At 66.9% G+C, this 24,296-nt stretch carries 20 protein-coding genes; 17 read left to right on the forward strand and 3 right to left on the reverse strand.

What is annotated here, in order from left to right:
• Positions 1 to 73: 73 nt before the first annotated feature.
• The 5 genes from C8D93_RS00880 (at position 74) to htpG (ending at position 5,661) form a co-directional block, all read left to right on the forward strand.
• The gene (locus C8D93_RS00880; RefSeq protein WP_110263282.1) at positions 74 to 736 is read left to right on the forward strand and encodes a CerR family C-terminal domain-containing protein; all 663 of its coding nucleotides are present in this window, start codon (positions 74 to 76) and stop codon (positions 734 to 736) included.
• Positions 729 to 1,679: an HlyD family secretion protein gene (locus C8D93_RS00885; RefSeq protein ID WP_170123836.1), complete on the forward strand. Its 951-nt coding sequence runs from the start codon at positions 729 to 731 to the stop codon at positions 1,677 to 1,679. The genes C8D93_RS00880 and C8D93_RS00885 overlap by 8 nt, the downstream gene beginning before the upstream one ends.
• Positions 1,676 to 2,587: an ABC transporter ATP-binding protein gene (locus tag C8D93_RS00890; protein WP_110263284.1), complete on the forward strand. Its 912-nt coding sequence runs from the start codon at positions 1,676 to 1,678 to the stop codon at positions 2,585 to 2,587. Before C8D93_RS00885 ends, C8D93_RS00890 begins: the two co-directional genes overlap by 4 nt.
• A gap of 5 nt (positions 2,588 to 2,592) precedes the next feature.
• Positions 2,593 to 3,717, forward strand: coding sequence for an ABC transporter permease (locus tag C8D93_RS00895; RefSeq protein WP_110263806.1), 1,125 nt, complete (start codon positions 2,593 to 2,595; stop codon positions 3,715 to 3,717).
• A gap of 69 nt (positions 3,718 to 3,786) precedes the next feature.
• Positions 3,787 to 5,661, forward strand: coding sequence for a molecular chaperone HtpG (gene htpG, locus C8D93_RS00900; RefSeq protein WP_110263285.1), 1,875 nt, complete (start codon positions 3,787 to 3,789; stop codon positions 5,659 to 5,661).
• Between the two features lie 61 nt (positions 5,662 to 5,722).
• Here the strand turns inward: htpG and C8D93_RS00905 are convergent, their stop codons facing one another.
• Positions 5,723 to 6,178, reverse strand: coding sequence for a C40 family peptidase (locus C8D93_RS00905; RefSeq protein WP_110263286.1), 456 nt, complete (start codon positions 6,176 to 6,178; stop codon positions 5,723 to 5,725).
• A gap of 429 nt (positions 6,179 to 6,607) precedes the next feature.
• On the opposite strand from C8D93_RS00905, the gene C8D93_RS00910 reads away from it, so the two are divergent.
• The 8 genes from C8D93_RS00910 to C8D93_RS00945 all read left to right on the forward strand — a co-directional run bounded on the left by C8D93_RS00910 (position 6,608) and on the right by C8D93_RS00945 (position 17,929).
• Positions 6,608 to 9,721 (forward strand): TonB-dependent receptor, encoded by a 3,114-nt coding sequence (locus C8D93_RS00910; protein WP_170123837.1) that lies wholly within the window; start codon positions 6,608 to 6,610, stop codon positions 9,719 to 9,721.
• Positions 9,722 to 9,861: 140 nt separating this feature from the next.
• Complete coding sequence (locus C8D93_RS00915; RefSeq protein ID WP_110263288.1) at positions 9,862 to 12,603, forward strand: beta-helix domain-containing protein; 2,742 nt, start codon at positions 9,862 to 9,864, stop codon at positions 12,601 to 12,603.
• A 307-nt stretch (positions 12,604 to 12,910) separates the two neighbouring features.
• Positions 12,911 to 13,672 carry a DUF3450 domain-containing protein gene (locus C8D93_RS00920; protein ID WP_211307135.1) on the forward strand — a complete coding sequence of 254 codons (762 nt, stop codon included), beginning with the start codon at positions 12,911 to 12,913 and terminating at the stop codon, positions 13,670 to 13,672.
• Between the two features lie 8 nt (positions 13,673 to 13,680).
• Positions 13,681 to 15,066, forward strand: coding sequence for a MotA/TolQ/ExbB proton channel family protein (locus tag C8D93_RS00925; protein WP_110263807.1), 1,386 nt, complete (start codon positions 13,681 to 13,683; stop codon positions 15,064 to 15,066).
• Positions 15,050 to 15,577, forward strand: a complete 528-nt coding sequence (locus tag C8D93_RS00930; protein WP_110263290.1) for a MotA/TolQ/ExbB proton channel family protein — start codon at positions 15,050 to 15,052, stop codon at positions 15,575 to 15,577. The genes C8D93_RS00925 and C8D93_RS00930 overlap by 17 nt, the downstream gene beginning before the upstream one ends.
• A gap of 24 nt (positions 15,578 to 15,601) precedes the next feature.
• The gene (locus tag C8D93_RS00935) at positions 15,602 to 16,006 is read left to right on the forward strand and encodes an ExbD/TolR family protein (RefSeq protein WP_110263291.1); all 405 of its coding nucleotides are present in this window, start codon (positions 15,602 to 15,604) and stop codon (positions 16,004 to 16,006) included.
• A gap of 40 nt (positions 16,007 to 16,046) precedes the next feature.
• Positions 16,047 to 16,655, forward strand: coding sequence for an energy transducer TonB (locus C8D93_RS00940; protein WP_110263292.1), 609 nt, complete (start codon positions 16,047 to 16,049; stop codon positions 16,653 to 16,655).
• Between the two features lie 2 nt (positions 16,656 to 16,657).
• Entirely contained in the window at positions 16,658 to 17,929 is a 1,272-nt protein-coding gene (locus tag C8D93_RS00945) for a tetratricopeptide repeat protein (protein ID WP_170123838.1), read from the forward strand.
• 271 nt (positions 17,930 to 18,200) lie between these two features.
• On the opposite strand, the gene C8D93_RS00950 is transcribed toward C8D93_RS00945, so the two are convergent.
• The gene (locus C8D93_RS00950) at positions 18,201 to 18,806 is read right to left on the reverse strand and encodes a glutathione S-transferase family protein (RefSeq protein ID WP_110263294.1); all 606 of its coding nucleotides are present in this window, start codon (positions 18,804 to 18,806) and stop codon (positions 18,201 to 18,203) included.
• 84 nt (positions 18,807 to 18,890) lie between these two features.
• Between C8D93_RS00950 and C8D93_RS00955 the strand changes: the two genes are divergently transcribed.
• Positions 18,891 to 19,778 carry a sulfotransferase family protein gene (locus C8D93_RS00955; RefSeq protein ID WP_110263295.1) on the forward strand — a complete coding sequence of 296 codons (888 nt, stop codon included), beginning with the start codon at positions 18,891 to 18,893 and terminating at the stop codon, positions 19,776 to 19,778.
• A 57-nt stretch (positions 19,779 to 19,835) separates the two neighbouring features.
• Here C8D93_RS00955 and trxB read toward each other — a convergent pair whose 3' ends face one another.
• A complete protein-coding gene (gene trxB / locus C8D93_RS00960) occupies positions 19,836 to 20,792 on the reverse strand; it encodes a thioredoxin-disulfide reductase (protein WP_110263296.1) in 957 nt (318 codons plus the stop codon).
• A 192-nt stretch (positions 20,793 to 20,984) separates the two neighbouring features.
• Between trxB and phoB the strand changes: the two genes are divergently transcribed.
• The 3 genes from phoB (at position 20,985) to C8D93_RS00975 (ending at position 24,288) form a co-directional block, all read left to right on the forward strand.
• Positions 20,985 to 21,677 (forward strand): phosphate regulon transcriptional regulator PhoB, encoded by a 693-nt coding sequence (phoB, locus tag C8D93_RS00965; RefSeq protein ID WP_170123839.1) that lies wholly within the window; start codon positions 20,985 to 20,987, stop codon positions 21,675 to 21,677.
• 7 nt (positions 21,678 to 21,684) lie between these two features.
• A complete protein-coding gene (gene phoR, locus C8D93_RS00970; protein WP_110263298.1) occupies positions 21,685 to 23,097 on the forward strand; it encodes a phosphate regulon sensor histidine kinase PhoR in 1,413 nt (470 codons plus the stop codon).
• A 108-nt stretch (positions 23,098 to 23,205) separates the two neighbouring features.
• Positions 23,206 to 24,288 (forward strand): PstS family phosphate ABC transporter substrate-binding protein, encoded by a 1,083-nt coding sequence (locus C8D93_RS00975; protein WP_281269261.1) that lies wholly within the window; start codon positions 23,206 to 23,208, stop codon positions 24,286 to 24,288.
• Positions 24,289 to 24,296: the final 8 nt, after the last annotated feature.

Consider the following 24,296-nt stretch of genomic DNA (forward strand, 5'->3'; position numbering starts at 1 on the left):
GGAAAACGAGTGCTTGCCGGGGATGACCTGTCGACACTAGAATCAAACATCTGTTTGAAACAAATGTTTGATCATGTCGGACGACACCCGTTCTCCCATCGACCCGGCGGCGACGCATGCGGCACTGCTTGCGGCGGGCGCCGAGCTGTTCGCCGAGCACGGCTACGCGGCGACGCGCGTGCGCGACATCGCCGCGCGGGCAGGCGCCAATCTGGCCGCCATCAGCTACCACTTCGGTGGCAAGCAGGAGCTGTACATGGCGGTGCTCGAACACGAGGCCGCGCGCATGATCGCCCAGCATCCCCTGAGCCAGCCCGATCACGCCGATGACCCGGTTGCGCAGCTGCGTGACGTCATCGGCGGATTGCTCGGTCGCGTGCTCGCCGACGACGAACGAGGCCTGATCCAGCGCCTGTTGCTGCGCGAGATGTTCAGTCCCAGCGAGGCGCTGCCGTTGCTGGTCGAGCGGGTGCAGAAGCCGCAGTTCGCGCTGGTCCTGTCTGCGGTGACCGCCGTCGCCGGGCCGCATGTGCCCCCCGACCGGCTGCGGCTGGCGGGTCTGAGCCTGGTTGCGCAGTGCCTGTTCTACCTGAGCGCGCGGCCGGTCGTGGAGCGGATCGTGCCGGACGTCGTGTCGGCCGGCGGCCGTACCCGGCTGGTCGAGCACCTGACCGACTACAACCTTGCCGCCCTCCAGGCGCTGCGCGCGGCCCATGCGGAGCCCGGCGATGCGTGAAGCCATCCTGCTGATGCTCGGACTGTGCCTGCTCGCCGGGTGCGGCGCGGATGGGCGTCAGACCTATGCCGGATACGTCGAGGCCGAGCCGCTGCGCCTGGCCCCGGGACGGTCCGGATATCTCGACAGCGTGTCGGTCGAGCGCGGCGATGAGGTCGACGCGGGTGCCGCGCTGTTCGCCGTCGACGCGGCGTCCGAGGAAGCCGCCTTGGCGGCGGCCGAAGCCCGACACGCGGCGGCGCAGGCGCGCAACGAGGACTTGCGCAAGGGCAGTCGCGACGAGGAACTCGCCGTGTACCGTGCGCAGCTCGACCAGGCGCGTGCGGCATCGGAGTTGTCCGCTGCGCAGTTGCAGCGCCAGCAGGCCCTGTACGCCCGCGATGCCGTCAGCCGCGAGGCCCTGGACCAGGCACAGAGCGCGGTCGCGCGCGACCGGGCGCGGGTGCGCGAACTGCAGGCGGCGATCGCATCGGCGGAGCTGGCCGCCCGCGACGATGCGCTGCGTGCGGCCGGGGACGAGGCGCGCGCCGCCGCAGCCGTGGTGCGCGAGGCACAGGCGCAGCTCGCGCAGAAGCAGGTGCAGGCGCCGGCGGGCGGGAGGATCGAGGACATCTACTTCCGGCCGGGCGAGTGGGTCGCCGCGGGTCAGCCGGTGCTCGCCTTGCTGCCACCGCAGAACCGGCATCTGCGCTTCTTCGTGCCGGAAACCGCGCTGGGCGGCTTGCAGCTCGGCCAGGCGATCCGCGCGCATTGCGACGGCTGCGCCGAACCGGTGGACGCGCGGATCCGCTTCATCGCCGCCAGCGCGGAATACACGCCGCCGGTGCTGTACTCGCGCGAGCAGCGCGCCCGGCTGGTGTACCGCGTGGAGGCGCAACCCTCTGCGGAGGCGTCGTTGTCATTGCGGCCCGGCCAGCCGGTCGACATCGAGTTGCTGCCGTGACCGAGGCGGTGATCGATGTGCAAGGACTGACGAAGACTTTCGGCACACGCAGGGTCGTCGACCGCCTGGCGCTGCGCGTCGGGCGCGGGGAAATCTTCGGCTTTCTCGGGCCCAACGGCAGTGGCAAGACCACGTCGATCCGCATGCTGTGCGGACTGCTGACACCCGACGAGGGCGAGGGGCGGTGTCTGGGCTACGATATCCGCACGCAATCGGCCTTGATCAAGCGCGAAGTCGGCTACATGACCCAGCGCTTCAGCTTCTACGAGGATTTGTCGATCCGTGAGAATCTCGAGTTCGTCGCCGAGGTTTACGAGCTGCGGAATGCGCGCGCGGCCGTGGACGCGGCGCTGAACGACCTGGGTTTGGCCGATCGCCAGCGTCAGCTCGCGGGGCAGCTCTCCGGCGGCTGGAAGCAGCGCATGGCGCTGGCTGCCTGTCTGCTGCACCGGCCGCAGCTGCTGCTGCTCGACGAGCCGACGGCCGGCGTCGACCCGCAGGCGCGGCGCGAGTTCTGGGCCGAGATCCACCGGCTGGCCGCCGACGGCATGACGGTCCTGGTGTCCACGCACTACATGGACGAGGCGGAACGCTGCCATCGCCTGGCCTACGTCGCCTACGGCACGCTGCTGGCGCAGGGCTCCCCGGCACAACTGGTGCGCGACTGCGGCCTGTCCACTTTCACCGTCGACGGCGAGAATCTGCATGCGCTCCAGGCCGAGCTGCTCCGCTTGCCGGCGGCCGAGCAGGTCGTGCCGTTCGGCACCAGCCTGCACGTCAGCGGCGCCGAGGAGGACGCCCTGGAACGTCAGCTCCAGCCGTACTTCGCCCGCAGCGAGCTGCGCTGGACGCGCGACCGACCCCGGCTCGAGGACGTGTTCATCCACCTGATGCGGGGGCGTTCGTGAACGCCCTGCGCGTGCTGTCGTGGCGGCGCCTGCTGGCCGTGGTGCGCAAGGAGTTCGTCCAGGTCATGCGCGACCGCCTGACCTTCGCGATGATGGTCGGCATCCCGGTCGTGCAGCTTGCGATCTTCGGCTTTGCCATCAACGCCGATCCCAAGCGCCTGCCGACCGCGGTCGTCGTCGAATCGCCGGGCGTCTACACCCGCAGCCTGATCAGTGCCGTCGAGGCCACCGGATACTTCCGCCTGGTCGAATCGCCGGATCCGCGCGATGCGGCGGCGCTGCTGGAGGGGGGCGAGGTGCAGTTCGTGATGGTCGTACCCGCCGATTTCGAGCGTCGGCTGGTGCGCGGCGAGCGACCGGCCGTGCTGCTCGAGGCCGATGCGACCGACCCTGCGGCGACGAGCAATGCGCTCGCCTCCCTGGAGCCCCTGGCCCGAAGCGCGCTGCGCTTCGATCTGGACGGCCCGCTCGCCGGTGGCAGCGGGCCACCGTTCGAGTGGCGCGTGCATCGTCGCTACAACCCGGAGGGCATCACCCAGTACAACATCGTGCCGGGCCTGATGGGCGTGATCCTGACGATGACGATGATCATCATGACCGCGCTCGGCATGACCCGCGAACTGGAGCGCGGCACGATGGAGAACCTGCTGTCGATGCCGGTGCGGCCGCTGGAGGTGATGATCGGCAAGATCCTGCCGTACGTGCTGGTCGGCTACGTGCAGGTGATCGTGATCCTGCTGGCGGCCCGTTTCGTCTTCGAAGTGCCGATGGAAGGCAGCCTGGCGTGGCTCGGGCTGTGCGTGCTGGTCTTCATCGTGGCCAACCTGACGGTCGGCATCACCTTCTCCAGTCTGGCCCGCAACCAGACACAGGCGATGCAGATGAGCTTCTTCTTCTTCCTGCCGTCGATCCTGCTGTCCGGTTTCATGTTTCCGTTCCGTGGCATGCCGGCATGGGCGCAGGTGGTCGGCGAGGTGCTGCCGCTGACGCATTTCCTGCGGCTGGTACGCGGCATCCTGCTCAAGGGCTACGGCGTCGCCGATTCCTGGCCGCATCTGTGGCCGCTGATGCTGTTCATCGTCGTGGTGATGGGGATCGGCCTGAAGCGCTTCCGCCGCACGCTGGACTGAGCGCCGGCCTCTTGAACCCGGCCCGATCGTCCCCAGCTTGCGGACGACATCACGGGAGATCGACAGACCATGTCCGACACTGCGCAGAAGAGCGAGAAACGGGAATTCCAGGCCGAGGTGCGGCAGCTGCTGCACCTGATGATCCACTCGCTGTACTCGAACCGCGAGATCTTCCTGCGCGAGCTGATCTCGAACGCCTCGGACGCCTGCGACAAGCTGCGCTTCCTGGCGATCGACAAGCCCGAGCTGCTCGGCGGCGACGAGCTGGCCATCGAGCTGATTCCCGATGCCGCCGCCGGCACGCTGACGATCAAGGACAACGGTGTCGGCATGTCGCGCGACGAGGTCATCGACAACCTCGGCACGATCGCGCGCTCGGGCACGAAGCGCTTCATGGAAGCGATGTCCGGCGACCAGAAGAAGGACGCGCAGCTCATCGGCCAGTTCGGCGTCGGGTTCTATTCGGCCTTCATCGTTGCCGACAAGGTCAGCGTGCTGACGCTGCGGGCCGGCGAGAGCGAGGCCGTGCGCTGGGAGTCGGACGGGCAGGGCGAGTTCACCATCGAACCCTCGTTCAAGACCGATCGCGGCACCGAGGTGATCCTGCATCTGCGCGAGGACGCGCGCGAGTTCATCGAGGACTACCGGCTGCGCGCCATCGTGCAGCGCTACTCCGACCACATCGGTCTGCCGATCCGCCTGCGCAAGGACAAGGCCGAACCCGAGACGCTCAATCAGGCGCGCGCGTTCTGGACGCGGCCGAAATCCGAACTCAAGGACGAGGACTACCAGCAGTTCTACCAGCACCTCTCGCACGATTTCGAGGCGCCGCTGGCCTGGGGTCATCACAAGGTCGAGGGCACGCTGGAGTACACCTCGCTGCTGTACATCCCGGCGCGGGCGCCGTTCGATCTGTGGGATCGCGAGCAGGCGCGCGGCGTGAAGCTCTACGTCAAGCGCGTCTTCATCATGGACAAGGCCGCCGAGCTGCTGCCGGCCTACCTGCGCTTCGTCCGTGGTCTGGTCGATACCGCGGACCTGCCGCTGAACGTCTCTCGCGAGATCCTGCAGGGCAACCGCACCGTCGACAAGATCCGCAATGCGCTGGTCAAGCGCGTGCTCGACCTGCTCGATGAACTCGCCGAGAAGCGGCCGGAGGACTACACGAAGTTCTGGGCGACCTTCGGCCCGGTGTTCAAGGAAGGCATCGTCGAGGATGCGGCCAACCGCGAACGCATCGCCAAGCTGTGCCGTTTCGCGTCGACCACGCAGGCCGAGCGTCAGGACGTGACGCTCGATGCCTACCTCGGCCGCATGCCCGAAGGGCAGTCGAAGATCTACTACCTGACTGCCGAGACGCTGGCGGCGGCGCGCAGCAGCCCGCACCTCGAGGGCTTCCGCGCGAAGAACTACGAGGTACTCTTGCTGGCCGACCGCATCGACGAATGGGTCGTCGCCCATCTGCACGAGTACCAGGGCAAGCCGCTGGAGTCGGTCGCGCGCGCTTCGAAGGATGTCGAGAGCCAGATCGAGACGCCGGAAAAGGCGCGCCTGGAGGGCGAGTACGCGGACGTGCTCAAGCGCGTGCAGGAAACGCTCGGCGAGCGCGTCGAGGCCGTGCGCCTGTCATCGCGGCTGACGGAGTCGCCGTCCTGCCTGGTTGCGTCCGAGCAGGGCATGTCGCGGCGGCTCGAGGAAATCCTCAAGCGTGCCGGCGAGAACGTGCCGGTTTCGCGGCCGATCCTCGAACTCAACGGCAGCCATCCGTTGGTCGACAAGCTCAAGACGGCGGAGGACGGCAGTTTCGGCGACCTCGCCGAGCTGCTCTTCGGCCAGGCCGTGCTTGCCGAGGGCGGTCAGCTGGATGACCCTGCCGGCTTCGTCAAGCGCCTCAACGCGCTGGTGCTGGGCAACCTCGGCGACAAGCCGCGCATCATCGTGTAGTGCGCATCCTGCGCAAGCCGGGGCCATCCATGGCCCCGACTGTCAAAACAAGACGACGACCTCACCGCAGCACGCGTACCGCGTCGACGTAGCGCTTCTTCCAGTGCGGCAGGTCCACGCTGGCGACGATGACCGCCCGCCCGTTGGCGGGCGCGTGCACGGCCTGGCCGTCGCCGAGGTAGATCGCGACATGGTCCACGGGCCGGCGGCTGAAGCGGTAGAACAGCAGGTCGCCGGGCTCGAGCTCGCGCAGCTTCACACGCTCCCCCGTGCGGTACTGCTCGACGGTCGTGCGCGGAAGGCGGACGCCCGCCACGGCGTATACGTACTGCACCAGCCCGCTGCAATCGAAGCCATCGGGCGTCGTGCCGCCGAAGCGGTAGGGGCGTCCCACCTGACCCAGCGCTTCGAGGACCACGAGATGCTGCACAGCCGGATCAGGCCGCAGTCCCGTGCCGCCTCCGCAGGCTGTGAGCAGGGCGAGCAGCAGCATCGCTGACGCGCCCAGGCGGCGCATGCGCACGGACGGCGCGCGCCGGCTTCTCGACCGGGTGGGGTTCGCAGGGAGGCTCGGTGTCATGTCCATCCGCGGGTCCTGAACGGAGCGCATTGTGCCGCGCCCCGTCGGCGGTACGTCTCCAAAGTGCAGCAGAGCTGTCGCATTTCCGTCATCAGATCGTCATTTGCCGCCTCTAGTCTGCCGCCGCGTGAAGGTTAGGGGCAGACCGCACCGCATGGCATCGCCTGCGGGTGAACCGGGGTGAACCGAGATGGGTACGGCAGTCGAGCGGGTGCGGTTTCTGGAATCCCGCAGCGACGGTGCTCCCCTTGAATGCCACCGGGCACCTCCCGCGTCCTTCGCCCCGCGGCGGTCCGACCGACCGCCATCGCATCCGGCATACGCGCCCGAGGCCGTGCCGAACCGAATGTCCGATTGAAAACACTGATGAGACGGCACCCTCGCTTTTCCCTGTTCCCCGCCGCCCTCGCCCTGGCGGCGTTGCTGCTCAGCCACGGCGCTGCGGCAGCCGAGCTCTACCTGAGCGTGTTCCTGCAGGCGAATCCCCTCAAGGGGGTCGATGTCGAACTCAACGATCGCTTCGTCGGTGTCACGGGTGCCCGTGGTGACGTGACCACGGAGCTCTATGCAGGCCGTCACGTCGTGCGCCTGGTCAAGAACGGCGCGCCGCTGACGGAGTATGCGTTCGCCGTGAAGGAGGGCGAGAACGCCGAGATCAGCATCGGCTTCACCGACTTCCAGAAGAAGCCCGATGTCGCGATCGACATCTATCAGCCGGGCACGGCGTCGGGCGCCACCGGCGAGCTGAGCGGCGTCATCGCCGATGCGGACGGCGCAGCGGTCGTCGGCGCCCAGGTTGCGGTAGAGCCGGGTGTTGCGCAGGCGACGACCGACGAGCGCGGTGTCTACTCGCTGACGGTGCCGCGTGGCGAGTACCGCCTCACCGTGACGCATCCCGACTACGAGGCCGTCAAGAGCGGCGCGATCCGCGTGATCGCGAATGTCGGTGTCGCGGCGAACATCAGTCTCACACCGAAGCAGGCCGAACCGGCCGAAGCCCCGGTTGCGGCGGTGCCCGCGCCCGGCGCGACGGTGGCGGCACCACCCAGCGGTGTCGAGGAAGTCGTGGCACTGGGCTCGTACAAGCCGCTCGAAAGCACCGTCGAGACGGAGCGGTTCTCGCTCGCGGTGACCGACGCGATCAGTATCGACGAACTGCTGCGCATCGGCGACAGCGACGTCGCCGCGACGCTGCGCCGCATCGTCGGTGTCTCCGTGACCGGCGGTCGCTACGCGGTGGTGCGCGGTCTCGACGGCCGCTACATCTCGGCCACGCTCAACGGCAACCTGATGCCGAGTACCGATCCGTTCCGTCGCGACGTGCAGCTCGACCTGTTCCCCAACGACATCCTCGGCGGCATCGAGATCCAGAAGACCTTCACCGCCGACATGCCCGGCGACACCACCGGCGGCATCATCAAGATCAAGACGCGCGATCTGCCGGAGAACTACGTCAACAGCCTCTCGGCGTCGCTCGGCTATGTCACCGGCACGACCGGCGAGGATCTGCTGACCTACGAAGGCAGTGGCTCCGACGGCCTGGGCATGGACGACGGCCTGCGCGATCTGCCGGGAGCGATCTACGCGGCGACCAACGGCGGCAGGGACTTCAGCGTCTGCCAGTTCGAGGGTCAGCAGAACTGCGTCGAACGCGCGCGCGCCGCGGAACTGGCCACGCTGCTGCCGAACATCTACAACGTCCGCCGCGAGAGCGCTGCCCCGGACTTCGGTCTCGGCTACACCCTGGGCAACGTCTTCGACCGTGATATCGGCACGGTCGGGATGTACGGCAGCGTGTCGTACGACACCGGTGCCAAGTCACGACAGGACGCGGTCATCAACATCCCCAACGTGCGCAACTCCAGCTACGCGCGCGACGAGTTCGAGACGACGCTCAACGGCTACTTCGTCGCCGGCATCGAGAGCGACGACGGCTGGGAAGTGCTGAGCAAGACCATGGTCCTGCGCTCGACCGAGGACACGACCGAGGTCGAGGTCGGCGTCGATCCCGCGAACGACCAGCTGTTCGAGGAATACCTGATCGAGTGGGTCGAGCGTCAGTTCCTGGCCCAGCAGTTCGAAGGTGAGTGGTTCCTGTTCGACGATCACGAGCTGAACTGGCGCGCCGGCCTGTCGCAGACCCGCCGCGACGCCCCGGACCGCAGGTCCTACGAGTACCAGGCATCGATCGTCGATGGCCAGGCCGGAACCCCCGCGGTCATCGTCAACACTGTCGAGCGCAGCTATGCCGAGCTCACGGAGGATGGCGTCGATCTGGGTGTGGACTACCTGATCCCGTTCGAGCTCAACGACAAGATCTTCCTCGACGTACAGGTCGGCGCCCTGTTCAACCGGCGCGAGCGTGAGTCCGAACTGGTGCGCATCGGTTTTCGCGGTGGCAACAACGTCGACCGCACGCAGGACCTCGAGTCGCTGCTGACGCCGGAGAACTTCGCCAACGGCACGTTCACGCTGGCGGCGACGTCGACGGACACCGATGCGTATGACGCCGAGCAGGAGAGCGTCGCCTACTATCTGAGCACGACGACGACGATCGCCGACGTACTGACGATCATCGCCGGCATCCGGCAGGACGAGTTCACGCAGAAGATCGAGTTTCCGAACGCCTCGGTGGACCCGGTCGAGATCGACTCGAACGAGGCGCTGCCCTCCCTCGGGCTGATCTACCAGCTCGGTGCGTCCTGGCAGCTGCGCGCCGGTTACGGCAAGACCGTGTCCCGCCCGAACATCACCGAGAATGCGCCGACCCGGTTCTTCGACGAGCGCGGCCGGCAGTTCATCGGCTGCACCGCGGCACAGGCACCGGCGTGTACGCCCTCGCTGATCGACAACTACGATCTGCGTGCCGAGTACTACTTCAACGACGATCGCGACAGCGTCTCGCTGGCCCTGTTCTGGAAGGACATCAGCGATCCGATCGAACGCGCCGTGCCGTTCATCTCCGGGCAGGCGCAGGACTCGCTGACCTTCCGCAACCAGGAATCGGCGATGATCGGCGGCATCGAGATCGACGCGAGCGTGACCGCGCTCGACATGGCCAACCATGCGCTGACGATCGCGGCCAACGTCGCCTTCATCGAGTCCGAGATCAACCTCGACGCGCAGGGCCGGCAGCTGGAACTCGATCCGAATCGCGAACTCCAGGGCCAGTCGCCGTTTCTTGCCAACCTGCAGTTCGCCTACGACCACTTCCCGAGTGCGCAGAAGGTCACGCTGCTGGCGAACTACTTCGACGATCGCATCGACATCGTCGCCGGCCGCCCGGATACGCCGATCTACGAGGTCGGTCGCGCGACGGTGAACCTGAACTACGAGAAGGAGTTCGCGAACAGTTCGAAGATCAGCTTCAAGGCCAAGAACCTGCTCGATGAAGAGATCCAGTACGAGCAGAACGGCCGGATCATCGAAAGCTATTCCGAAGGCACGGAGTTCTCGGTGGGCTACACCTACAAGTTCTGACGTGAAGTTTTTCCCGGGCCGGATGCGCGGCGCGGGATCGCGGCGGCTACCCGAACGGAGCGTGGCTCCCATGGACCCGACCGCGGAGGCGTGAAGCGAAGCGCGTTTTTGTCCCGGCAACCCGACTATGTGAGGATGCAATGAAACGAGAGAACCTACTCGGCTTGATCTGCAGCGCCAGCGTGCTGCTGGCCGCCTGCGGTGGTGGCGGTGGTGGCGGCGGCGGTGACCCGACGCCGACTCCGACGCCGACGGCAACCCCGCCGCCGACGGAGCCGGACTTCGTCAGCTGTGCCGGCAACACCTGCACGATCAGTGGCGACGTCGACGAGGACTACACGATGGTCGCGTCGCGCAGCTGGATCCTCGATGACGTCGTGCGCGTCGGTGCTGGCAACGTCAGTGCGACCACGCAGGCTGCCGTTGATGCGATCAAGGCCGCTGGCGTGACGCTGACGATCGAACCCGGCACGAACATCAAGGCGACCGACGATGCGAGCCTGCTGGTGACGCGTGGTTCGAAGATCAACGCAAACGGCACGGCGGCTGCACCGATCACCTTCAGCAGCCTCGACGACGGTTTCGATGGCGAGGGCGAGTGGGGTGGCGTCGTGATCCAGGGCTTTGCCCCGCAGTTCGGTCAGGGCAACTCCGGCGCCTGCTCAGAAGCCACCGGCTTCTGCAACGTGCAGGGCGAAGGCGGCGATTTCATCGGCGTGTACGGTGGTACCGATGCGGCAGACGACAGCGGTGTCTTTCGCTACGTGCGCATCGCCGAGGGCGGCCTGATTGCCGGTCCGAACAACGAGGTCAACGGTCTGACGCTGCAGGGCGTCGGTCACGGCACGACGATCGAGTACGTGCAGGTGCACGCCAACCTCGACGACGGTGTCGAGTGGTTCGGCGGTACGGTCAACGCCCGCTACCTCGTGCTGACCAGCAACGACGATGACGACCTCGACTATGACGAGGGCTATCAGGGCAACGTGCAGTATGTGATTGTCCGCAAGAACCCGACCAAGCTCGGACCTACGGGCTCGAACGATCCGCGCATGATCGAGGCCAACAGCAGCGATGCGGACTACACCCCGCAGACCAATGCGGTGCTCGCCAACATCACGGCGATCGGATCGCAGGTCTCCAAGGGCGAGCCGGGCTTCCGCCTGCGCGGTGCCGTACAGTCGACGATCTACAACACGGCGCTGGTCGACGTGACGCAGCAGTGCGTGCGTATCGACAATGCCGACACCGACGGTGACGGCACGACCGACGTCGACTCGGTGATCGGCCTGGTCAACGTGATCGGCGACTGCGACGCCGGCTTCTACCGCGGCAGCAACGTCGCCAACCCCGAGACCAACGTGCAGGACACGACGGTAACGCTCGACGACGCCTACGCGGTGACGCAGGCCGCGGCGCAGCTCGGTGCTCCGGCGAATATCGTTCCGGTCGCCAATGGTTCGTCGTTCACCTTCGACCAGACCGACTACATCGGTGCGGTCGAGCCGGGTACGGCAGCCAACGAGGCCTGGTGGGCAGGCTGGACGCTGCCCGGCACGCTGACGGAGGCGGATGAGGAAGAACCCGCGGCGGCCGACTTCGTGTCGTGCACGGCGACGGTCTGCACGATGACCGGCGACGTGACCGAGGACTACGTGATGGTGGCCTCTCGTCAGTGGATCATCGACGACGTCGTGCGCGTGGGTGCCGGCAACGTCAGCGCGACGACTCAGGCCCAGGTCGACGCGATCAAGGCTGCCGGCGTGACGCTGACGATCCGTCCGGGTGTCGACATCCGCGCCACCAACGACGCGAGCCTGCTCGTGACGCGTGGTTCCAAGCTGATCGCCGCCGGCACTGCCGCTGCACCGATCACCTTCAGCAGCCTCGACGACGGTTTCGACGGCGAGGGCGAGTGGGGCGGCGTCGTGATCCAGGGCTTCGCGCCGCAGTTCGGCCAGGGCAACACGGGCGCCTGCTCGTTGGCCACCGGTTTCTGCAACGTGCAGGGCGAGGGCGGCGACTTCATCGGCGTCTACGGCGGCGACGATCCGGCGGACAACAGCGGCATCATCCGCTACGTGCGCATCGCCGAAGGCGGTCTGATCGCAGGGCCGAACAACGAGGTCAACGGTCTGACGCTGCAGGGCGTCGGTCACGGCACCCAGCTCGAGTTCGTGCAGGTGCACGCCAACCTCGATGACGGTGTCGAGTGGTTCGGCGGCACGGTCAATGCCCGCTATCTGGTGCTGACCAGCAACGACGACGACGACCTCGACTACGACGAGGGTTACCAGGGCAACGTGCAGTACGTGATCATCCGCAAGAACCCGACGAAGGCCGATCCTTCCGGTTCGAACGATCCGCGCATGATCGAGGCCAACAGCAGCGATGCGGACTACACGCCGCAGACCAATGCGGCGCTGGCCAACATCACGGCGATCGGTGCGGAAGTGTCGGACGGCGAGCCGGGCTTCCGTCTGCGTGGTGCGGTGACGACGACGATCTACAACACCGCGCTGGCCAACGTCGCGCAGCAGTGCGTGCGTATCGACAATGCCGATACCGATGGCGACGGCACGGCCGACGTCAACTCGGTCATCGGCATGGTCAACGTGATCGGCGACTGCGATGCGGGCTTCTACCGCAACAACATCGTCGCGGATCCGGACACCAACACCGCCACTGGCACCGTCACGATTGACGCCGCCTATGCGGTGACGGAAGCCGCGGCGCAGCTGGGCGCGGCGCCGCAGATGTCGCCGGTCAATAACGGTTCGTCGTTCACCTTCGACCCGACCGACTACATCGGCGCTGTCGAGCCAGGCACGGCTGCCGGCCAGGCCTGGTGGGCCGGATGGACGCTTCCGGGCACGCTGTAAGCCCGAAGCGGGCCGGTTGTTGATTAGCCGGCATTGAGGGACATCGGGCGGCGACCGAAGGGTCGCCGCCCTTTTCCTTTGCTGTTCCTCTACGCGACGCCCCGGCCTCGTGTGCAGATGTCATGAAAACGACATCTGATCGTCACAATCTGGCCTTAGCCTGCCGCGCACACTCTCTACGGCGACCGCTCGGTCGGCTCGCGGACGTGACGCCCGTCGAAGCTCGCGTGGCCTGGCTGGCACGCCGGCGCTGTCGCAACCGGGGCTCCTCAGCCGTTCTCAAAACCTCAGGGAATTCATCATCAACATGGTCAGCAAGACTCCGATGAGGGCGCTGATGCTGGCGAGCCTCGTGCTCGCGTCGTCCGGTGCCTCCGCGCAACTCGACAATGCCATCGCCAAGGAGGCGACGCGCGTCGAGAAGGGGGCCCAGGCCCAGGACAAGGTCGACCAGATCTACGACCAGACACGGGACAGCGTCACCGAGTTCAAGAGCGTGACCAAGCAGGCCGACGGCCTGCGCGTCTACCTCCAGCAGCTGCAGAAGCAGTTGCAGAACCAGGCCACCGAGCTGGCCGAGATCGAGCGGTCGGTGCAGGACGTGACCGTCATCGAGCGGCAGATCGTGCCGCTGATGCTGCGCATGATTGACGGCCTCGAACAGTTCGTCGCGCTGGACCTTCCGTTCCTGCTCGAGGAGCGTCGCGAGCGGGTGTCCGGTCTGCGCGGCCTGCTCGAGCGCGCCGACGTGACCGTGGCCGAGAAGTTCCGGAACGTCATGGCGGCCTACACCACCGAGATCGAGTACGGGCGGACGATCGAGGCCTATCGCGGCACGCTGCCGGGAACCGATCGCGAGGTCGACTTCCTGCGCATCGGGCGTATCGCGATGTTCTACGAAAGCCTCGACGGCAAGGAGGTCGGTCGCTGGAACGCCGACGGCAAGGCCTTCGAGCAACTGTCCGGCGCCTATCGCGGCCAGATCGGGCAGGGCATCCGTATCGCCCGCGAACAGGCTGCGCCCGACCTGATCCGCCTCCCGATCCAGACCGCCGGAGCCGCGCAATGAGCCGCGTCATGACCCGTTTCAAATCGTTGTTTGCCGCAGCGGCCCTCACCGCGATCGTTGCGGCGCCCGCGACCGCGCAGAACGACGGTGCACGATCGGTCGACGACCTGCTGCGCCTGATCGAGCAGGGCGTCGCCAAGGATGCCGCCGAGCAGCGCCGGCGCATCCAGGAGTTCGAGGCGGACCGCGCGCAACAGACGCAGCGCCTGAGCGCCGCGCGTGCGGAACTGCGCGACTTGGAATCCCGCAGTGTCGCTGCCGAGCAGCAGTACCAGACCAACGAAACGAAGATCGCTGAAGAGACCGCGCGGCTCAATGAAAGACTGGGCGCGCTGCGCGAGCTGTTCGGCGTGCTGCAGCAGACGGCCGGCGACTTTCGCGGCGTGGTGCAGTCCTCGATCGTCAGTGCCCAGTATCCGGGGCGCGAGGACTTTCTCGGCGAGCTGATCAGGAAGGCCGGATCGGGCTCGCGCCTGCCGTCGATCGAGGAGCTCGAGAAGCTCTGGTTCGAAATGCAGCGGCAGGCGGTCGAATCCGGAAAGTCCGTCAAGTTCAGTGCCGAGGTCGTGGACCCCAACGGCGACAAGCGCCAGGCCGAAGTGATCCGCGTCGGCGAGTTCAACGCGGTGGCCGGTGGCGACTTCCTGTACTTCGACAGCGAGCGCGGCAACCTCGTCGAACTCGCGCGGCAGCCGGCCGGCCGCTACACCGGCGTGGCCGCGGACTACGCAAGTGCCGCCGAAGGGCAGGTGGAGGACTTCTGGATCGATCCGTCGCGCGGTTCGATTCTCGCGCTGCTGATCCAGTCGCCGAACCTGATGGAACGCGTCCATCAGGGCGGCATCGTCGGCTACGTCATCATCGCGCTGGGCGTGATCGGCGTGCTGCTGTTCCTGGAGCGCCTGATCTCGCTGTCGTCGATCGACGGCAAGGTGCGCCGCCAGATGAAGAGCACCGAGCCGCGTGACGACAATCCGCTCGGACGCGTGATGGCGACCTACCAGAAGTATCGCGGCACCGACCAGGAGACCCTGGAGCTGCGCCTGACCGAGTCGATTGCGCAGGAGACGCCCAGCCTGACGCGCTTCCTGCCGCTGCTGAAGATCATCTCGGTCGTCGCGCCGCTGCTCGGCCTGCTCGGCACGGTCACCGGCATGATCAATACCTTCCAGGCGATCACGTTGTTCGGTACCGGCGACCCCAAGCTGATGGCGGGCGGCATCTCGCAGGCGCTGGTCACGACCGTCCTGGGCCTGTGCGTGGCGATCCCGACCGTGTTGCTGCACACGATCGCGCAGGGACGTTCGAAGCGTATCGCCCAGGTCATCGAGGAGCGCGCCGTGGGCATCATGGCCGAGCACGCGGAGACCGAGGGCCATGTACGCACTGCTTGAGGCGTACGAACAGGTCCAGATCTTCCTCGAACGCGGGGGGCCGATCCTGTTGTGGATCGGTCTGCTGGTGTTCGTCATGTGGACGCTGATCATCGAGCGGCTGATGTACTACCGGATCGGCTTTCCGCGCCTGGCGCGGCAGATCATGGGGCGCTGGGAGGCGCGCCGCGAGCGCAAGTCCTGGGAAGCGCACCAGATCCGGCAGTCGATGGTCGCCGACGCCAAGATCAACCTGCAGTCGCAGTTGTCGCTGATTAAGGCGATGGTCGCGCTGTGCCCACTGCTCGGCCTGCTCGGCACCGTGACCGGCATGATGGAAGTGTTCGACGTCATGGCGATCGCCGGCACGGGGAGCGCCCGCAACATGGCCTCGGGCATCTCGAAGGCGACGATTCCGACCATGGCCGGCATGGTCGGGGCGCTCACCGGCGTGTTCTTCACGGCGATTCTCGATCGCCAGGCCAAGATGAAGAAGACGCACCTCGAAGACGAACTCACGTTCGACCACTAACGAATTCGCGAAGCCCCTACGCCCATGCGACAGATCTTCCCCAAGGCCGAAGAAGAGGAATCCAGCATCGACCTGACGCCGATGCTCGACGTCGTCTTCATCATGCTGATCTTCTTCATCGTCACCGCGACCTTCGTCAAGGAGTCCGGCATCGAGGTCAATCGCCCCGAAGCCAGCACCGCAACCAAGCAGGAGCGGGCGAACATCCTGGTCGCCATCGACCGCAACGGCGAGATCTGGATCAATCGCCGCCGGGTCGAGGTCGATGCCCTGCGGCCGAACATCGAGCGCCTGCACGCGGAGAATCCGCAGGGAACGGTCGTCATCCAGGCCGATCAGGAAGCGCAGACCAAGCAGCTCGTCGCGGTGATGGACGCGGCACGCGAAGCCGGCGTGTACGAGATCTCGATCGCCGCGGAGTCGCAGTGATCCATGCAGCGACAGACCGGGGTGTGACGTGACGGCTCTCGTGCAGCGCTTTCCCGTGGCGGCGCCGCTGGCGGCGCTGGTGACCTTCGCGATCTTCTTCGTGATGACCGTGCTGATCGCCACCGGCAAGTCGGCTTTCACCGAGGAAGTGCAGGGACGCGTCATCGATTTCGTCCGCGTCAAGCAGGATGAGGACGTCACGCGGAAGGAGCGCAAGCCGGACCGTCCGCCGCCGCCGGACCGCCCGCCGCCGCAGCCGGAAGTGCCGCAGCAGCAGATGACCGCGCAGGCGATCAAGCAGGATTTCTCGATCGGCGCCGTCAGCGCCGACGTGGACGTCGACGTCTCCGCCGGCATGGGCGCCGGCGCGTCCGACGGTGACTATCTGCCGATCGTGAAGGTGGCGCCCGTCTACCCGCAGCGGGCGCTGTCCCGAAAGATCGAAGGCTGGGTGCTGGTCGAGTTCACGGTGACCGAGACCGGCGCCGTCGCCGACGCGCGGGCGATCGAGGCCGAGCCACCCGGCATCTTCGAGGATGCGGCGGTCGAGGCCGCACTGAAATTCCGCTACAAGCCGCGGGTCATCGACGGCAAGCCGGTGGCTGTCAGCGGCGTGCAAAACCTGATCCGCTTCGAGATGGAGAAATGATCATGCGCAAGACGATCCTGATGCTGGGAATGCTCGCCGCCCTCTCGTCGCCTGCGGTAATGGCCGAGGAGGGCGAGTCTTCCTCCAGTCGCGGCGAGCGCAGCCTCGCGATGCGCGAGACCACCTTCAAGCAGCTCAACAAGGCACGCGAGCTGTCCGAGCAGGACAATCACGCGGAGGCCATCTCGGTGCTGACGCGCATCGCCGACGACCGTCGGGCGAACGGCTACGAGAAGGCACAGGCTTACTACATGCTGGCGTTCTGTCACTACCAGCAGGGCGACAACGCCAAGGCGATCGCGGCCTACGAGCAGGTGCTGACGCAGGACGGCGTGCCCGACAGCCTGCGCACCAGCACGCAGTACGCGATCGCCCAGATGTACATGGCCACCGAGAAATGGGGCAAGGCGGTCGCGGTGCTCGAAGACTGGTTCAAGGCGACCGACGAACCGGGCGCGAACGCCTATGTGCTTCTCGGTCAGGCCTACTTCCAGCTCAGGCAGTACGACAAGGCGCGCCGTCCGATCGAACGGGCGATCGTCAACGCGAAGAACAGCGGCGAGCAGGTCAAGGAGAACTGGCTGCTGCTGTTGCGTTCGATCTACTACGAGGCGGGCGACTTCCGCAACATGATGGTCACGCTCAAGGATCTCGCCGGGCTCTATCCGAAGCGAGAGTACTGGCTCCAGCTCGCGGCGGTATACGGCGAACTCGACGATCCGAAGCGCCAGCTCGCGGTGCTGCTCGCGGCCTACGACCAAGGCTATTTCGAGCGCGGACAGGACTACGTCAACCTCGCCCAGCTGCTACTCGGCAACGACGTGCCCTATCGCGCGGCGACGGTGCTGCAGGAAGGCATCGACAAGAAGCTCGTCGAATCCAGCGCGCAGTACCTGAACCTGCTTGCGGACGCCTACGTGCGTGCGAAGGACTACGCGGCCGCCATCGAAGTCCTGCGCCGTGCGGCCCAGACCACCGGCGACGGCGAATCGGAACTGCGGCTGGCACAGGCGCTGATGGAACAGAACCAGTGGGGCGAAGCCGCCGCCGCCGCACGCCGCGCGATCGAGAAGGGCGGGCTGCGCCGTCCCGACGTTGCGAACGTCGTGCTCGGGCTCGCGCTCTACGAGCAGAACCAGTTGCCGGCCGCGGCCGCCGCGTTCAGCAAGGCATCCGAGGACGAGCGTTCGCGCACCGTGGCCGAGCAGTGGAAGCAGTTCATTGCCCGCGAGCAGGAGCGGATTCGCGCGATCGCGGCCTTCGGCGCGGGGTGAGCGATCGCGTCTTTGCGAATGCCCGGTGGGCATTCGCAGCGATCGCGAACGCCCGGCCATGGATGGCCGGGCCGGGGGGCACTAAGCGGCGATCCGTCGCGCCATGGATGGCGAGCCTGCTGCGTCCCGAAGGAGCCTGCCGCGAACGCCCGGCCATGACTGGCCGGGCGAGGCGCTCATCGGCACGGGGTACCCGCTAGGGACTGAGGGACTGAGGGACGGCCGGCCCGACGCATTCACCGTGGTACAGGCACGCCCGACGCCCGCCTGCTCAGCCGGTCGGAGGCGCTGTCTCGATCATCGACGGGCGCTGCGCGAACTGCGCATGCCATTCGCCGAGCGCCACGCCGGTATGGCGCCACTCGACGTACGGCAGACGAAAGTCGAGGTAGCTCAAGGCAACGGCCGCGGTGATCTCCAGTACGCCGACCTCGTCCCGCGACAGCGCGCCGTTTTCCAGTTCCAGCAGCTCGATGGCGCGGCGGATCGCCAGTGCCTGGCGATCCAGGAACGGGATGTAGACGATGCTTTCCGGGCGCCTGCGTTCGTAGACCGTCGCGACCGCAGCGTCGATCACGCCCTCGGCGATGCGCTGCAGGCGCAGCGCCGCCCAGCGGCGACGGCCCCGTGGCAGGGGGGCGAGGCCGCCGTGGCGCGCCTGCAGGTACTCGAGAATCAGGTTCGAATCCGGCAAGGCCTCGCCGCGGTCCGTCACCAGCGTCGGAATCTTCGACATCGGGTTCGCAGCCAGCAGTTCCGGCGGCGGATCGAAGGGGTCGGTCATGACCAGCTCGACCGACTCGCCGATGCCCTGCTCCAGCAGCGCGACGCGTACCTTGCGCGAGTAGGGGGATGTCGGGCTGCAGTAGAGGCGCATGCGATGACTCGTGGGGGCGGGGGGGCTGGATGCGATATCGTAGCGGCCCTTTGATGTCGCGCGCCGAGGAGTTTTCCGCCGGTCATGAATGTCCTCGTCGTTGGCAAGGCCAAGACCGGCACGACGGTCATCTCCAAGGCCATCCATCAGGCGCTCCCCGGAGCCCGCTATCACCTCGAGCCGAAGGCGGCAAGCTATTTCGAGGAGCACGGCGGGGGAGGTGGGTCGGACATCGTCAAGATCATCTTCGAGCATTGGGGCGGCCGGCCCGCGGATCGTGACGCGCTCGTCGACAATCGCCTGGCGATGCGTTTCGACCGCAGGGTGTTCATCGTCCGCGACCCTCGCGATGAAGCGATCAGCCGCTTGCTCTACCTGGCATATCCATGGATGGCCAAGCACGGCGCAGGCCGCGATCAACGCCAGACCCTGCGCGAATGGATCGGCCTGTTGCAGTGCAAGGAGCGCGACCCGCAGTCGGTGGGCGGACTGGAGCTGTTCGCATGGGCGCGCGAGCGGCTGGGGACCGACGTGCTCGCCTCAACCGCGCAAAGCGCTGCGCGTTACGCGGCGTTTCTCGCCAGAGCCCCGGCGAGCAGCTTCCTCATCCGTTACGAGGACTTCGTCGAGGGCAGAATCGCGGCGCTGAACGAGTATCTCGGGCTGCAGCTGGAGCCACAGACGGTCCCGCTCGGTGATCTGGCCCGTACGCGGCGCTCCGCAACGAGCGGCAACTGGAAGTCGTTCTTCGCGGCATCCGAAATGTCGACGCTGCAGTCGCTGTTCGGTGAGGCGTGCGAGGCCCAAGGCTATGAGGACTGGGCGCCACAGTCGGTAGCGGCGCTCGACAGCCGGCATTTCTCCGGCTATGTCGCGCGCCTGGTCGAATCGGGCACGCCGACGCGCCTGCAGAGGCTCAGGGCCGTGCTGAGTGGTCTGCTGCAGCGGGTGCATGGATGGCCCGCGGGCTGAGGTGGCCGAAGGGCGACCCGTGCGCGGCCTGCGGTCGCCAGCCCGCGCTTGCGCGCCTCAGTTGCCGTCGAGCTTGTCCAGGTAGCGCTCGGCGTCGAGTGCGGCCTGGCAGCCGCTGCCGGCGGAGGTGATGGCCTGGCGGTAGACGTGGTCCATGACGTCGCCGGCGGCGAAGACGCCGGGGACGCTGGTCGCCGTGGCATCGCCGTTGCTGCCGGAGCGGACCTTGATGTAGCCGCCGTTCATGTCGAGCTGGCCGTCGAACAGGCCGGTGTTCGGCGTATGCCCGATGGCGATGAAGACGCCCTTGAGTGCGATCTTGCGGGTCTCGCCGCTGTTGACGTTGCGGATGCGCATGCCGGTGACGCCGCCGTCGTCGCCGAGCACCTCGTCGAGGGTCGAATCCCAGACGATCTCGACCTTGCCCTCGGCGGCCTTGCGGAACAGCTTGTCGTGCAGGATCTTCTCGCCCTTGAACTTGTCGCGGCGGTGCACGACCGTGACCTTGCTGGCGATGTTGGCCAGGTAGAGCGCTTCCTCGACCGCGGTATTGCCGCCGCCGATCACGGCCACTTCCTGGTTCTTGTAGAAGAAGCCGTCGCAGGTCGCGCAGGCCGAGACGCCTTTGCCGCGGAACGCCTGCTCGCTGTCCAGGCCGAGATACTTGGCACTGGCGCCGGTGGTGATGATCAGCGCATCGCAGGTGTAGCTGCCCTGGTCGCCGGTGAGCGTGAACGGGCGCTGCTTCAGGTCGACCGTGTGGATGTGGTCGTAGATCAGCTGCGTGTCGAAGCGCTCGGCATGCTTCTGCATGCGCGCCATCAGGTCGGGGCCGAGCAGGCCCTCGACGTCGCCCGGCCAGTTGTCGACCTCCGTGGTCGTCATCAGCTGTCCGCCGACCTCCAGGCCCGTGATGAGCGCGGGTTTCAGGTTCGCGCGCGCGGCGTAGACCGCAGCCGTGTAGCCGGCGGGGCCGGACCCGAGAATGATCAGACGGTGATGCAGGCTGCTCATGGCGACATTTCCGGTGGAGCCCGTGCGATCGCACGAGGGCGCTGCATGCTACGGACGACGCGGCGATAGGTCAAAGCAACTCGATTCATGCTGCCGATAGCGCGGCACAATGAAGCCCGAAGGACAGCGGACGTCACAAATCGGTCATCTATTGTTCATATGCTTGGCCTGTTTTCTAATGAGATCATGCTGATGCAGGGCAAGCTGATACTGGTGGTCGAGGACGAGGCACCGATTCGCGAACTGCTCCGTTTCGCGCTCGCGCGCGCCGAGTTCCGCGTCGTCGAGGCCGAATCCGCACAGGACGCGCGCCTGCGCATCGCCGACCAGCGTCCGGACCTGATCCTGATGGACTGGATGATGCCCGGCGTGTCCGGCATCGAGCTCACGCGCGAACTCAAGTCGCAGGCCACCACGCGAGACATCCCGGTGATCATGGTGACGGCGCGGGCCGAGGAAGAAGACGCCATCCGCGGGCTCAACGTCGGCTGCGACGACTACGTGTCGAAGCCGTTCTCGTATCCGGAACTGATCGCGCGCATCAACGCGGTGCTGCGGCGTGCCGTGCCCGGCGGGGAGGAGGAGCGCGTCGCAGTCAACGGCCTCGTGGTCGACGCCGCCAGCCAGCGTGTCACCGCCAAGGGCGAACCGGTGAAGCTCGGACCGACCGAATACCGCCTGCTGCACTTCTTCGTCAGCCACCCCGAGCGCGTCTATTCGCGTGAGCAGGTGCTCGATCGCGTATGGGGGCAGAACGTCTACGTCGAGGAGCGCACGGTGGACGTGCATATCCGACGATTGCGCAAGGCGCTCGAGCCTTTCGGCTACGATGCGATGATTCAGACCGTGCGTGGATCGGGTTATCGCTTCTCGGAAAAATACTGAGCCCGCCATGGCCGGCGCGTCGGACGTGCAGCAGACGAACGACAGCGCCGGCACGGCGTCCGGCGGTGATGCACCGCTGGCGAGCCAGGCGCGCCTGTGGCAGCGCGAGCTGCTGCGCCTGATCCTGCTGCTCCTGCTCGGCGGCCTGGCCGGTTGGCTGTTCGAGCATCCCGCCGCCGGCGTCGCGATTGCCGCGTTGTTCGTGCTGTTGCTGCAGGCACGCAACCTGATCCGCCTGCGCCTGTGGCTGCAGATGCCCAAGCGACTCGAACTGCCGGAGCCGGGTGGCTTGTGGGGCGAGGTGTTCGACGGCCTCATCGAACTGCAGCGCAAGAACCGCAAGAAGAAGAAGAAGCTCGCGGCGATGCTGTCCGAGTTCCAGGCCTCGACCGCAGCGCTGCCGGACGGCGCCGTGGTGCTGGGCGAGCGCGGCGAGATCGCGTGGTTCAACAGCGCCGCCCAGCGCCTGCTCGGCCTGCGCGTACCGCAGGACATCGGCATCCGCGTGCCGAACCTGATTCGCCACCCGGACTTCGCGCAGTACTTCGACGGCGGCGAGTTCGACCGCGAGGCCGAGCTGCCGTCGCCGATCAATCCGGCGAAGACGCTGTCGCTGCGGGTCGTGCCCTACGGCCGCAACCAGCGTCTGCTGATCGTCCGCGACGTGTCGGAGCGGCTGATGCTCGACGCCGCCCGGCGCGACTTCGTCGCCAACGCCTCCCACGAGTTGCGTACGCCGTTGACCGTGCTGCGCGGCTATCTGGACCTGATGGAGATGGAGTCCCAGGGCAACGGCGTGCTGGCGCCGTGGCACGCGCCGGTGGTCGAGATGCGCAGCCAGGCGATGCGCATGGAAAACCTGATCAACGACATGCTCAAGCTCGCGCGGCTGGAGTCTGGGCGCGCGCAGATGCGCGAGGAACGCCTCGATGCCCCGGCGATGATCCAGCGGGCGGTCGAGGATGCGCGGGCACTGTCGCGCGGCCAGCACCGTTTCGAGCTGGCGGTCGAGCCCGGACTGGGGCTGTCGGGCGGGGAAACCCAGCTGCAGAGCATCTTCGTCAACCTGATCAGCAACGCGGTGCGCTATACCCCGCCCGGCGGCGCCATCCGCGTGCGCTGGCAGCAGACCGCGGAGGGGGTGCGTTTCTCGGTGGCGGATACCGGCATCGGCATCGCCCAGAAGGACATTCCGCGCCTGACCGAGCGCTTCTACCGGGTGGACGTCGGGCGCTCGCAGGCCAGCGGCGGCACCGGGCTGGGCCTGTCCATCGTCAAGCACGCCCTGGAAGCCTTCGACGGCCGCCTCGAGATCGAGAGCGAGATCGGGGTCGGCAGCACCTTCACCGGCGTGTTTCCGCCGCACCGCCTGCTGCGACTGCCCGCGCCGGAACCGGCCGAAACCCCGCTACGACGCTGAGTTTCCCGGGACTTTTCGCCTGTCATCAAACCGTCACGAAAGTTTCATACTGTGCTCGGGTGTCGCGGCGACACTTCGCCGCCGAAACCACCCAGACCGAGGACGCACATGAAACGATTGATCGCTGCCCCCGTCGTCGCGGCGCTGATGCTGGCGCTGGCCGCTTGCGGCAAGAAGGACGAAGCGCCGACCGCGCCGGCCAGCACGACGAGCGCCGCGGCACCTGCCGCCGAGACCGCACCGGTGGCGAGTGCGCCGGCCGAGAAGACGGCGGACGAGGGTTCGACGACGGTCGACCCGGACCTGCCGGGCTATGAGCCCGTCTCCGGCGTCTCCGGGAACTTCTCCAGCGTGGGCTCGGATACGCTGAACAACCTGATGACGCTGTGGGCCGAGGCGTACCAGAAGTTCTATCCGAACGTGAACATCCAGATCCAGGGCGCGGGCTCGTCGACGGCGCCGCCGGCGCTGACCGAGGGCACCGCCAACTTCGGCCCGATGTCGCGGCCGATGAAGGATCAGGAGATCCAGGCGTTCGAACAGAAGTACGGCTACAAGCCGACCGCCGTCGGCGTCGCCATCGACGCCCTCGCGGTCTACGTCAACAAGGACAACCCGATCGAGGGCCTGTCGATTCCGCAGGTCGATGCCATCTTCTCGGCCACGCGCAAGTGCGGCGGCGCGCAGGATCTGACCCGCTGGGGCGACGTCGGCCTGACCGGCGACTGGGCGTCCAAGCCGTTCCAGATGTATGGCCGCAACTCGGTGTCCGGCACCTACGGCTACTTCAAGGAAAACGCGCTGTGCAAGGGTGATTTCAAGTCGACGGTCAACGAGCAGCCGGGTTCGGCCTCGGTGGTGCAGTCGATTTCGACCAGCCTCGCCGCGATCGGCTACTCCGGGCTCGGCTACAAGACCTCGGGCGTTCGCGCACTGCCGCTGTCGCGCGCCGACGGCGAGCCGTATGTCGAGGCCAGCGACGAGAACGCGGTCACCGGTGCCTATCCGCTGTCGCGCGTGCTGTTCGTCTACGTGAACAAGGCCCCGAACAAGCCGCTGTCGCCGATGGAAACCGAGTTCTTCCGCATGGTGCTGTCGCGCCAGGGCCAGGAAGTGGTGCAGAAGGACGGCTACACGCCGCTGCCGGAGAAGCTCGCGGCGCGTTTCCGCTCCGAGCTGGGCATCGAATAAGTCTTTCC

The sequence above is a fragment of the Sinimarinibacterium flocculans genome (assembly GCF_003201205.1).
Lineage (GTDB): Bacteria > Pseudomonadota > Gammaproteobacteria > Nevskiales > Nevskiaceae > Solimonas > Solimonas flocculans.

Excerpts from the sequence above, each read along its gene's own strand:
- C8D93_RS00880 (WP_110263282.1), top strand. The coding sequence starts at position 74 with ATGTCGGACGACACCCGTTCTCCCATCGACCCGGCGGCGACGCATGCG.
- C8D93_RS00885 (WP_170123836.1), top strand. The coding sequence starts at position 729 with ATGCGTGAAGCCATCCTGCTGATGCTCGGACTGTGCCTGCTCGCCGGG.
- htpG (WP_110263285.1), top strand. The coding sequence starts at position 3,787 with ATGTCCGACACTGCGCAGAAGAGCGAGAAACGGGAATTCCAGGCCGAG.
- C8D93_RS00905 (WP_110263286.1), bottom strand. The coding sequence starts at position 6,178 with ATGCGCCGCCTGGGCGCGTCAGCGATGCTGCTGCTCGCCCTGCTCACA.
- C8D93_RS00910 (WP_170123837.1), top strand. The coding sequence starts at position 6,608 with ATGAGACGGCACCCTCGCTTTTCCCTGTTCCCCGCCGCCCTCGCCCTG.
- C8D93_RS00915 (WP_110263288.1), top strand. The coding sequence starts at position 9,862 with ATGAAACGAGAGAACCTACTCGGCTTGATCTGCAGCGCCAGCGTGCTG.
- C8D93_RS00920 (WP_211307135.1), top strand. The coding sequence starts at position 12,911 with ATGGTCAGCAAGACTCCGATGAGGGCGCTGATGCTGGCGAGCCTCGTG.
- C8D93_RS00925 (WP_110263807.1), top strand. The coding sequence starts at position 13,681 with ATGACCCGTTTCAAATCGTTGTTTGCCGCAGCGGCCCTCACCGCGATC.
- C8D93_RS00930 (WP_110263290.1), top strand. The coding sequence starts at position 15,050 with ATGTACGCACTGCTTGAGGCGTACGAACAGGTCCAGATCTTCCTCGAA.
- C8D93_RS00935 (WP_110263291.1), top strand. The coding sequence starts at position 15,602 with ATGCGACAGATCTTCCCCAAGGCCGAAGAAGAGGAATCCAGCATCGAC.
- C8D93_RS00945 (WP_170123838.1), top strand. The coding sequence starts at position 16,658 with ATGCGCAAGACGATCCTGATGCTGGGAATGCTCGCCGCCCTCTCGTCG.
- C8D93_RS00950 (WP_110263294.1), bottom strand. The coding sequence starts at position 18,806 with ATGCGCCTCTACTGCAGCCCGACATCCCCCTACTCGCGCAAGGTACGC.
- C8D93_RS00955 (WP_110263295.1), top strand. The coding sequence starts at position 18,891 with ATGAATGTCCTCGTCGTTGGCAAGGCCAAGACCGGCACGACGGTCATC.
- trxB (WP_110263296.1), bottom strand. The coding sequence starts at position 20,792 with ATGAGCAGCCTGCATCACCGTCTGATCATTCTCGGGTCCGGCCCCGCC.
- phoB (WP_170123839.1), top strand. The coding sequence starts at position 20,985 with ATGCAGGGCAAGCTGATACTGGTGGTCGAGGACGAGGCACCGATTCGC.
- phoR (WP_110263298.1), top strand. The coding sequence starts at position 21,685 with ATGGCCGGCGCGTCGGACGTGCAGCAGACGAACGACAGCGCCGGCACG.
- C8D93_RS00975 (WP_281269261.1), top strand. The coding sequence starts at position 23,206 with ATGAAACGATTGATCGCTGCCCCCGTCGTCGCGGCGCTGATGCTGGCG.